11 protein-coding genes are annotated in these 8,831 nt (G+C 55.5%); 6 read left to right on the top strand and 5 right to left on the bottom strand.

What is annotated here, in order from left to right; all coding sequences use genetic code 11:
• Position 1 precedes the first annotated feature (1 nt).
• The 4 genes from trkA to def are packed head-to-tail and all read right to left on the bottom strand — an operon-like array spanning position 2 to position 4,211.
• Positions 2 to 1,378, bottom strand: coding sequence for a Trk system potassium transporter TrkA (gene trkA, locus ACOI6Z_RS26590; RefSeq protein WP_002919153.1), 1,377 nt, complete (start codon positions 1,376 to 1,378; stop codon positions 2 to 4).
• A gap of 13 nt (positions 1,379 to 1,391) precedes the next feature.
• A complete protein-coding gene (gene rsmB, locus ACOI6Z_RS26585) occupies positions 1,392 to 2,687 on the bottom strand; it encodes a 16S rRNA (cytosine(967)-C(5))-methyltransferase RsmB (RefSeq protein ID WP_065813324.1) in 1,296 nt (431 codons plus the stop codon).
• Positions 2,688 to 2,739: 52 nt separating this feature from the next.
• Complete coding sequence (gene fmt, locus ACOI6Z_RS26580; protein ID WP_017900611.1) at positions 2,740 to 3,687, bottom strand: methionyl-tRNA formyltransferase; 948 nt, start codon at positions 3,685 to 3,687, stop codon at positions 2,740 to 2,742.
• Positions 3,688 to 3,701: 14 nt separating this feature from the next.
• A complete protein-coding gene (def, locus tag ACOI6Z_RS26575; protein WP_004206802.1) occupies positions 3,702 to 4,211 on the bottom strand; it encodes a peptide deformylase in 510 nt (169 codons plus the stop codon).
• Positions 4,212 to 4,339: 128 nt separating this feature from the next.
• Between def and dprA the strand changes: the two genes are divergently transcribed.
• From dprA to ACOI6Z_RS26545, 6 genes are read left to right on the top strand one after another with little or no spacing between them, the layout of a single operon-like run.
• A complete protein-coding gene (gene dprA, locus ACOI6Z_RS26570; protein WP_044524937.1) occupies positions 4,340 to 5,464 on the top strand; it encodes a DNA-protecting protein DprA in 1,125 nt (374 codons plus the stop codon).
• A complete protein-coding gene (gene smg / locus ACOI6Z_RS26565) occupies positions 5,436 to 5,909 on the top strand; it encodes a DUF494 family protein Smg (RefSeq protein WP_002919137.1) in 474 nt (157 codons plus the stop codon). The genes dprA and smg overlap by 29 nt, the downstream gene beginning before the upstream one ends.
• Positions 5,910 to 5,935: 26 nt before the next feature.
• Positions 5,936 to 6,478, top strand: a complete 543-nt coding sequence (locus tag ACOI6Z_RS26560; protein ID WP_023291168.1) for a type I DNA topoisomerase — start codon at positions 5,936 to 5,938, stop codon at positions 6,476 to 6,478.
• A 4-nt stretch (positions 6,479 to 6,482) separates the two neighbouring features.
• Entirely contained in the window at positions 6,483 to 7,055 is a 573-nt protein-coding gene (tsaC, locus tag ACOI6Z_RS26555; protein ID WP_065813323.1) for an L-threonylcarbamoyladenylate synthase type 1 TsaC, read from the top strand.
• Positions 7,056 to 7,058: 3 nt separating this feature from the next.
• On the top strand, positions 7,059 to 7,877 hold the full coding sequence (gene aroE, locus ACOI6Z_RS26550; protein WP_032454195.1) for a shikimate dehydrogenase: 819 nt from the start codon (positions 7,059 to 7,061) through the stop codon (positions 7,875 to 7,877).
• Positions 7,874 to 8,131, top strand: a complete 258-nt coding sequence (locus tag ACOI6Z_RS26545) for a DUF1488 domain-containing protein (protein ID WP_048298473.1) — start codon at positions 7,874 to 7,876, stop codon at positions 8,129 to 8,131. Before aroE ends, ACOI6Z_RS26545 begins: the two co-directional genes overlap by 4 nt.
• Here the strand turns inward: ACOI6Z_RS26545 and ACOI6Z_RS26540 are convergent.
• Positions 8,107 to 8,661, bottom strand: a complete 555-nt coding sequence (locus ACOI6Z_RS26540; RefSeq protein ID WP_044524944.1) for a gamma carbonic anhydrase family protein — start codon at positions 8,659 to 8,661, stop codon at positions 8,107 to 8,109. The genes ACOI6Z_RS26545 and ACOI6Z_RS26540 overlap by 25 nt on opposite strands.
• Between the last annotated feature and the right edge of the window lie 170 nt (positions 8,662 to 8,831).

Raw genomic sequence — 8,831 nt, 5'->3', positions numbered from 1 at the left:
ATTACAGGAAGAAGGGGCTTGGCTGGAACAGCCTTTCTACATCGGAAATAAACTTTTTATCAGTCAAAAACATGATCACATGATCGCCCTGCTCGATCCGCAGATTATTATTAGCGATCATCACGTCATTCCCGCGCACGACGGCGCCGATGATCGTGCCTGGCGGAAGCTTGATCTCATCGATCGACCGCCCGACCACCCGCGAGGTGCTCTCATCGCCGTGTGCCACTGCTTCGATCGCTTCCGCAACGCCGCGGCGCAGGGAGGAGACGCCGACAATATCGGCTTTACGGACATGGCTGAGGAGGGCGGAAATCGTGGCCTGCTGAGGCGATATCGCGATATCAATGACGCTACCCTGAACCAGATCCACATAGGCTCTGCGCTGGATCAGCACCATGACTTTTTTGGCCCCCATTCGCTTGGCCAGCATCGCAGACATGATGTTTGCTTCGTCATCATTAGTGACGGCAATAAACAGGTCCACCTGGTCAATGTGCTCTTCGGCCAGCAGCTCCTGATCCGATGCATCACCGTAGAAGACGATAGTGTGCTGCAGTTTTTCTGCCAGCTCAGCGGCTCGCTGCTGATTGCGCTCGATAAGCTTAACGCTGTAGTCTTTTTCCAGCTTATGGGCCAGGCCCGCGCCAATATTGCCGCCGCCGACCAACATGATGCGTTTGTAAGGTTTCTCCAGACGCTGGAGTTCGCTCATGACCGCGCGAATATGCTGCGAGGCGGCAATAAAGAAGACTTCATCACCGGCCTCGACAATCGTCGAACCCTGTGGGCGGATGGGGCGATCGTGGCGGAAAATGGCGGCCACGCGCGTATCGATATGCGGCATATGCTCACGCATGGTGGACAACGCATTCCCCACCAGCGGACCACCGTAATAGGCTTTCACCACGGCGAGGCTGACTTTACCTTCGGCGAAGTTCACGACCTGCAGCGCGCCGGGATATTCTATCAGGCGATGAATATTGTCGATGACCAGCTGTTCCGGAGCGATTAAGTGATCGATGGGCACAGCTTCAGAATTGAAGAGCTTTTCCGCATCGCGGACGTAATCAGGCGCACGAATACGGGCTATACGGTTTGGCGTATTGAATAATGAATAGGCGACCTGACAGGCCACCATGTTGGTTTCATCCGAACTGGTGACCGCCACCAGCATATCGGCATCATCGGCTCCTGCCTCGCGCAGTACGCGGGGGTGAGAACCGTGCCCCTGGACGACACGCAGGTCGAACTTATCCTGCAGGCTGCGCAGACGGTCGCCATTGGTATCAACCAGCGTAATATCATTGTTCTCGCCGACGAGGTTCTCCGCCAGCGTGCCGCCGACCTGGCCGGCGCCCAGAATAATAATCTTCATCTGCAGTGATCCATTAGTTCCGACGTTTGATTAGCTTAGCGTAAAAGAAGCCATCGCCTTCTTCCGCACCCGGCAGATTTTGCTGTCCCGGGCTTGCCGGCGTACCGGTTGCGTGAAGCTCTGCATCCGGGGTCCGCGCGAGGAACGCGGCAATTTGCTGACTATTCTCTTCCAGCAGAATAGAACAGGTAGCGTAAACCAACGTGCCGCCTGGCTTCAGATGCCCCCAGATGGCATTGAGAATCTCGGCCTGCAGCTGGGCTAAATCGCCGATATCCCGATCCCGGCGCAGCCATTTGATATCCGGGTGGCGGCGGATAACGCCGGTGGCGGAACAGGGGGCATCCAGCAGAATACGATCGAACTGCTCGCTGCCACACCACTGCTCAGGGAAGCGACCATCGCCCTGTTTGACTTCGGCTTTCATGCCCAGCCGTTTCAGGTTGTCATAGACGCGGGAAAGACGCTGTTCATCAATGTCCACCGCCATGACCTCAGCCTGGGGAGCGACTTCCAGAATATGCGTCGTCTTGCCGCCCGGCGCGGCGCAGAGATCGAGAATGCGCTCGCCGTTTTCCGGCTGCAGATAGCGCATGCAGCCCTGGGCCGAGGCATCCTGAACGGTTACCCATCCTTCGGCAAAACCCGGCAACGCATGGACCGGGGCAGGGGTGGCCAGACGCACGGCGTCGGGATAGTCAGGGTGGGTGAAGCCCTCTAAGCCGGCCTCTTTAAGCAGAGCAAGCCATTCGTCTCGGGAATGATGGTTGCGGTTAACGCGCAGCCACATCGGCGGGCGCTGGTTGTTCGCATCGACGATCTCCTGCCATTGTTGCGGCCAGGCCTGCTGCAGACGCTTCAGCAGCCATTTGGGATGAAGGTAGCGGTTTTCCTGCCCGGCGAATTCTGCCAGTAGCTCTTCCTGCTGGCGCTGAAACTGGCGTAACACCCCATTGATCAGCCCTTTAAGCTGCGGGCGCTTAATCGCCACCGCGCCTTCTACCGTTTCAGCCAGCGCGGCGTGCGGAGGGATGCGGGTGTAGAGTAACTGATAGAGCCCAACTATAATCAGAAAGTGCACGGTGCGCTGTTTGCCGGTCATCGGACGCGCCATCAGCTTGCTGATAAGCCACTCCAGCTGGCTGAGCGTACGCAGTACGCCAAAACACAGCTCCTGCAGCAGCGCTTTGTCTTTATCGCTGACTTTTTGCTGTAGAGGGGGCAGGACGTTGCTTAAAGACTGACCTTTTTCAACGACTTGCTCGATAGCCTGGGCGGCCAGGCTGCGTAAATTTATATTCTTTTTCATAAGCGCAAAAATAAAAATGCCCGGCGAACCCGGGCTTCAGAAGAGACGACCGTCAGGCGAGACGGGTGCCAGGAGTAAACCACTCCCGGCGGGAATTGAGTAAATCCTGGGCGCTCATCGCTTTTTTACCCGCAGGCTGTAGCGACTCCAGACTGAGGATCCCATCGCCCGTGGCGACCTGGATACCCTGTTTGGTTGCTGCCACGATAGTACCCGGTTCGGCATGCGCAGCTTCGGCAATGACCGATGCCCGCCACACTTTTAGCGGCTGCCCGTCAATTTCCAGCCAACTCATTGGCCACGGATTAAAGGCGCGGATGCAGCGCTCCAGCTGTGCGGCAGAAAGCGACCAGTCGATGCGAGCTTCTTCTTTACTCAGCTTCTCGGCGTGGCACACCAGCGATTCATCCTGTACTTCAGGCTGTGCGGTGCCGTTGGCCAGCTGGGCTAAGGTTGCCAGCAGACCTTGAGGGCCGAGCTCGGCCAGCTTATCGTACAGGCTGCCGCTGGTATCCTCTGCGGTAATGGGGCAGGAAAGCTTATACAGCATATCACCCGTATCAAGGCCGACGTCCATCTGCATGATGGTTACGCCTGTTTCGCTATCCCCGGCCCACAGCGAACGCTGGATCGGCGCTGCGCCACGCCAACGCGGTAGCAGGGAGCCGTGAACGTTGATGCAGCCCAGACGGGGCATCTCCAGCACCGCTTTCGGGAGAATCAAACCGTACGCCACCACCACCATGATATCGGCGCCGAGATCGGCGACTAATTGTTGGTTGTCCTGCGGACGCAGGGAAGATGGCTGGAATACAGGTAAGTTATGGGCTTCAGCCAGCACCTTTACCGGGCTCGGCATCAATTTTTTGCCGCGGCCAGCAGGACGGTCTGGCTGAGTGAATACGCCAACAACCTGATGTTCAGACGACAACAGCGCGTCAAGATGACGCGCTGCAAAATCGGGGGTGCCGGCGAAAATGATACGTAGTGATTGTGACACGGTATTCCTTGTTATCAGGCACGGGAACGTAAACGATCCAGTTTCTCAACCTTCTGACGAATGCGCTGTTGTTTGAGCGGTGACAGATAATCAATAAACAGTTTGCCGACCAGATGATCCATCTCATGCTGAATACAGATAGCCAGCAGGCCATCGGCCTCCAGTTCAAATGGCTTACCGTCGCGATCCAGCGCTCGGATCTTCACTTTTTCCGCACGCGGCACCAGGGCGCGCTGTTCCGGAATCGACAGGCAGCCTTCTTCGATGCCCGTTTCGCCATCTTTTTCCAGCAGCTCCGGGTTGATTAACACCAGCTGCTCTTCACGATTTTCCGACACATCAATAACGATAATGCGCTGATGGATATCGACCTGGGTCGCGGCCAGACCAATGCCCTCCTCAGCGTACATGGTGTCGAACATATCATCGACGATACGCTGAATTTCCGCATTCACTTCTTTGACCGGCTCGGCGACTTTGCGAAGGCGCTCGTCCGGAATATGTAACACTTGCAAAACTGCCATAAAGTTCCAGAGTCGTATTCAGGAGTTGATAAGATTATTAGCTCTATTCTAGACAAAACACCCTGCAATTGACAGTCTCACTGTCCAATCGCAAAGATTGTCAATACCGCTTATGGCAGGGGGTAAGGATGACGCCCGACGAGATTTGGCTGCGGCTGATGAAGGTCAGTAACTTGTATGGCGACAGAATGCTGAAGATCGCACAGCGCTTATGCGCAGCCGCCAGCGTTGATCGTGAAGCGCTGCATGCTGTCGGGATGTCCGCGGCGCAAGCAATGTTATTTTTTCGGCTTGACGGGCGTGAGCTTGATGAGACGCGGCGCTGGCTGGAGCACCCGGAACATCATCTGTTACGGGCCGACGATCCGCGCTTTCCGTTTCGGCTAAGGGCCATCGCTGATTACCCCGGTGCGTTGTTGGTCAGCGGCGATCCCGCTCTGCTTCACAGCGCGCAGCTTGCCGTTATTGGTAGTCGCCTGCATTCCTGGTATGGCGCTCGCTGGGGGAAGCTTTTCAGCGAAACGTTGGCGCGTAAAGGAATGACTATCACCAGTGGGCTGGCGTTAGGCATTGATGGCGTAGCGCATCGCGGCGCGCTCGCGGCCGAGGGCAAAACCATCGCGGTACTGGGCAACGGACTGGGTAAGGTTTATCCGCGGCGCCATGCAAGCCTCGCCCAGCAGATCATCGATAATGGCGGTGCGCTGGTGTCTGAATTTCCACTAATAACGCCGCCGCTTCCCGCGCATTTCCCCAGGCGCAACCGGATTATCAGCGGCCTGAGCCTGGGCGTGTTGGTGGTTGAGGCGGCATTGCGAAGCGGCTCGCTGGTTACCGTCCGCTGTGCTCTGGAGCAGGGAAGGGATGTGTTTGCCCTGCCTGGGCCGATAGGCAATCCGGGATCGGAAGGCCCACACTGGTTAATTAAGCAAGGCGCGGTGCCGGTGACCTCGCCAGAGGATATTGTGGAATACTGGCACAACGAGCTGACCTGGCTAACTGATACGTCTGATTCGATAAATAATTGCGCCGATCAGCCGTCTGTAGCATTGCCATTTCCGGAGCTCCTGGCTAACGTAGGAGATGAGGTAACACCTGTTGACGTTGTCGCTGAACGTGCCGGCCAATCTGTGCCAGTAACCGTAGCTCAGCTACTTGAACTGGAGTTAGCAGGCTGGATCGCAGCTGTACCCGGCGGCTATGTCCGATTAAGGAGGGCAAGCCATGTTCGACGTACTCATGTATTTGTTTGAAACTTACATCCATAGCGAAGCAGAAATGCGCGTGGATCAGGACAAACTGACGCGGGATCTTACCGACGCAGGTTTTGAGCGGGAAGATATCTATAACGCGTTAATGTGGCTCGAGAAACTGGCTGATTATCAGGAAGGTCTCGTTGAACCCATGCAGCTCGCTTCCGACCCGCTGTCGCTTCGGGTATATACCGAAGAGGAGTGCCAGCGTCTGGATGCCAGTTGCCGGGGATTTTTACTCTTCCTCGAGCAGATTCAGGTGTTGAACCTCGAAACGCGAGAAATGGTGATAGAGCGCGTACTGGCGCTGGATACGGCAGAATTTGAGCTGGAGGACCTGAAATGGGTCATCCTGATGGTACTGTTCAATATTCCGGGCTGTGAAAACGCCTATCAGCAAATGGAAGAATTACTCTTCGAAGTAAATGAAGGTATGCTGCATTAATCTTTTTGCAGCAACATCGAGTTGTTATGACCAAATCAGCACTGTTTTCGGTGCGTAAAAATGAGCCCTGCCCGCAGTGCGGGGCTGAACTGGTGATCCGTTCCGGGAAACATGGCCCGTTTCTCGGCTGTTCGCATTATCCGGACTGTGACTATATCCGTCCCCTGAAAAGTCAGGCGGACGGGCATGTCGTTAAGGTGCTGGAGGGGCAAGCATGCCCATCGTGCGGCGCGGTTATGGTGCTACGCCAGGGGCGTTTTGGGATGTTCATTGGCTGTAGCCGCTATCCGGAATGCGAACATACCGAGCTAATTGATAAACCAGATGAGACGGCTATTGCTTGCCCGCAGTGCGGACAAGGCCATCTGGTCCAGCGTCGTTCCCGTTTCGGTAAAACCTTTCACTCCTGCGATCGCTATCCTGATTGCCAGTTCGTTATCAATTTTAAACCGGTGGCGGGCGAATGCCCTGAATGCCATTACCCGCTGTTAATAGAAAAGAAGACGGCGCAGGGGCTCAGACGCTTCTGTGCCAGTAAACAATGTGGAAAGCCGATCCCGGCGGAATAAATCAGTGAACAATAACCTGCCCTCAGAAGCCGTCGCCCATGCCGTGGCGGTCCTGAATAATGAACATGTCATCGCCTATCCCACGGAAGCTGTTTTTGGCGTCGGCTGCGATCCTGACAGCGAAACGGCCGTTAAGCGGCTGCTGGAGCTGAAGCAGCGTCCTGTTGAGAAGGGATTGATCCTTATCGCCGCTAGCTTTGAGCAGCTGAAGCCCTATATTGATGATTCTCGGTTAAGTGACTCGCAGCGGGCAGCGATCTTTTCCTGCTGGCCAGGACCGGTGACGTTTGTATTCCCGGCTCGTCCTGAAACGCCACGCTGGCTGACGGGTCGTTTTGATTCGTTGGCCGTACGCGTAACCAACCATCCGCTGGTGATTGAATTGTGCGAAGCCTACGGAAAACCGCTGGTCTCGACGAGCGCCAATCTCACCGGTCAACCGCCTTGCCGCACTACCGCAGAGGTCCGTGCTCAGTTTGGTGACAGCTTCCCGGTCGTGGATGGCGCTACGGGCGGACGTCAAAATCCATCTGAAATACGTGATGCCCTGACGGGTGAACTGTTCCGCCAGGGGTGAATCATGGAAACCTACGCTGTTTTTGGTAATCCGATTGCGCACAGCAAGTCGCCTTCTATTCACCACCTTTTTGCCCGCCAGTTAGGGATTACCCATCCTTATGGACGTGTGCTGGCGCCGCTGGACGATTTTGTCTCTTCTCTGAATCAGTTTTTTGCGGAAGGAGGAAAGGGCGCCAACGTTACCGTTCCTTTCAAAGAAGAAGCCTTTGCGCGCGCGGATGAACTGACAGAACGCGCTGCGCTGGCGGGAGCGGTGAATACCCTGAAACGTCTGGAAGATGGGCGTTTGCTGGGCGACAACACGGATGGTATTGGTCTTCTGAGCGATCTGGAGCGTCTGGGATTCATTAAGCCACGCCAGCGGATCCTGCTTATCGGTGCCGGTGGCGCATCGCGTGGGGTACTGCTGCCGCTGCTGTCGCTGGGGTGCGCTGTGACGATCGTCAATCGCACCTATGCTCGTGCCCATGAGTTAGCCACGCTCTTCGCCCATACCGGCAGCGTCAGCGCCCGGGAAATGGATACCTTAGCTGGGGAAACTTTCGATCTGATCGTCAATGCAACATCCAGTGGGATAGAGGGTGATGTGCCGGCTATCCCGGCGTCTGTTGTTAACCCCGACGTGTATTGCTATGACATGTTTTACCAGAAAGGGGCGACGCCATTTCTTCAGTGGTGCCAGCAGCATGGCGCAACCCACTGCGCTGACGGGCTGGGAATGCTGGTGGCGCAAGCCGCCCATGCTGTTCTGCTATGGCACGGCGTCCTGCCGGCTATCACCCCGGTTATAGAAAAGCTGCAACAGGAACTGAATGCATGAATCAGGCGATTCAGTTTCCCGATCGGGAATCATGGGATGCCGAACGGCAGGGCGTGGTTTTTCCCGCGCTGGTGAATGGGATGCAATTAACCTGCGTAATTTCAGGGCAGATCCTGCAGCAGCGTTTTGGCGCAGAGGGGCCAGCGCAGTGGCTGGCCGCATTCCGGGAACATCGTTGGGATCTTGAGGAAGAGGCTGAGGCATTGATCCGCGATAATCAGGAGGATGCTCAGGGTTGGGTCTGGCTCTCCTGATCCAGATATTCATCTTTCCATTTCACATAGTTATTTGCTGAATATTTTAGGCCTTCCCGCTCCGCCTCTGTCAGGGGGCGGATCTGTTTGACCGGATTGCCAAAGTAAAGGAAGCCGCTTTCAAGCTGTTTATTCTGCGGCACCAGACTTCCCGCGCCAATCATGACGTCATCACCAACCACGACACCATCTAACAAGATCGAACCCATACCAACCAGCACGCGGTTGCCGATAGTGCAGCCGTGCAGCATCACTTTGTGACCAACCGTCACATCCTCTCCAATGATCAGTGGATTTCCCTCAGGCTTGTAAGAGGATCTATGGGTAACGTGTAGAACGCTGCCGTCCTGAATATTGCTACGTTGACCTATCGACACGAAATTGACGTCGCCGCGAATGGCGACCAGAGGCCAGACGCTGACGTCATCGGCAATTCTGACATCACCGATGACGACGCTGGATGCGTCAATCATGACGCGAAGACCGATTTGCGGGAAAAATGTTTTATAGGGACGCAGGTGAGCAGACATGTTGACCTCAAAAATACGGGAGCGTAAGAAGACTTTGGTGGCTTTTATCTCGCTCTGCAACCCCTGAAAACGGTGAAAATTGAGCAAATCGCGCAATTACACGGCGAAAAGGGTGAAAAATCACCATTCAGAAAAAAAGATCGAAAAAAGGCTTGTGCAAAAAAATGGGA

It is taken from the genome of Klebsiella sp. C239, assembly GCF_048822715.1.
GTDB classification, from domain to species: Bacteria; Pseudomonadota; Gammaproteobacteria; order Enterobacterales; family Enterobacteriaceae; genus Klebsiella; species Klebsiella quasipneumoniae.
The sequence above is the reverse complement of the archived record's forward strand: the minus strand, read 5'-3'. Positions and strand labels throughout refer to the sequence as shown.

Excerpts from the sequence above, each read along its gene's own strand:
- trkA (WP_002919153.1), bottom strand. The coding sequence starts at position 1,378 with ATGAAGATTATTATTCTGGGCGCCGGCCAGGTCGGCGGCACGCTGGCG.
- rsmB (WP_065813324.1), bottom strand. The coding sequence starts at position 2,687 with ATGAAAAAGAATATAAATTTACGCAGCCTGGCCGCCCAGGCTATCGAG.
- def (WP_004206802.1), bottom strand. The coding sequence starts at position 4,211 with ATGGCAGTTTTGCAAGTGTTACATATTCCGGACGAGCGCCTTCGCAAA.
- dprA (WP_044524937.1), top strand. The coding sequence starts at position 4,340 with ATGACGCCCGACGAGATTTGGCTGCGGCTGATGAAGGTCAGTAACTTG.
- smg (WP_002919137.1), top strand. The coding sequence starts at position 5,436 with ATGTTCGACGTACTCATGTATTTGTTTGAAACTTACATCCATAGCGAA.
- ACOI6Z_RS26560 (WP_023291168.1), top strand. The coding sequence starts at position 5,936 with ATGACCAAATCAGCACTGTTTTCGGTGCGTAAAAATGAGCCCTGCCCG.
- aroE (WP_032454195.1), top strand. The coding sequence starts at position 7,059 with ATGGAAACCTACGCTGTTTTTGGTAATCCGATTGCGCACAGCAAGTCG.
- ACOI6Z_RS26545 (WP_048298473.1), top strand. The coding sequence starts at position 7,874 with ATGAATCAGGCGATTCAGTTTCCCGATCGGGAATCATGGGATGCCGAA.
- ACOI6Z_RS26540 (WP_044524944.1), bottom strand. The coding sequence starts at position 8,661 with ATGTCTGCTCACCTGCGTCCCTATAAAACATTTTTCCCGCAAATCGGT.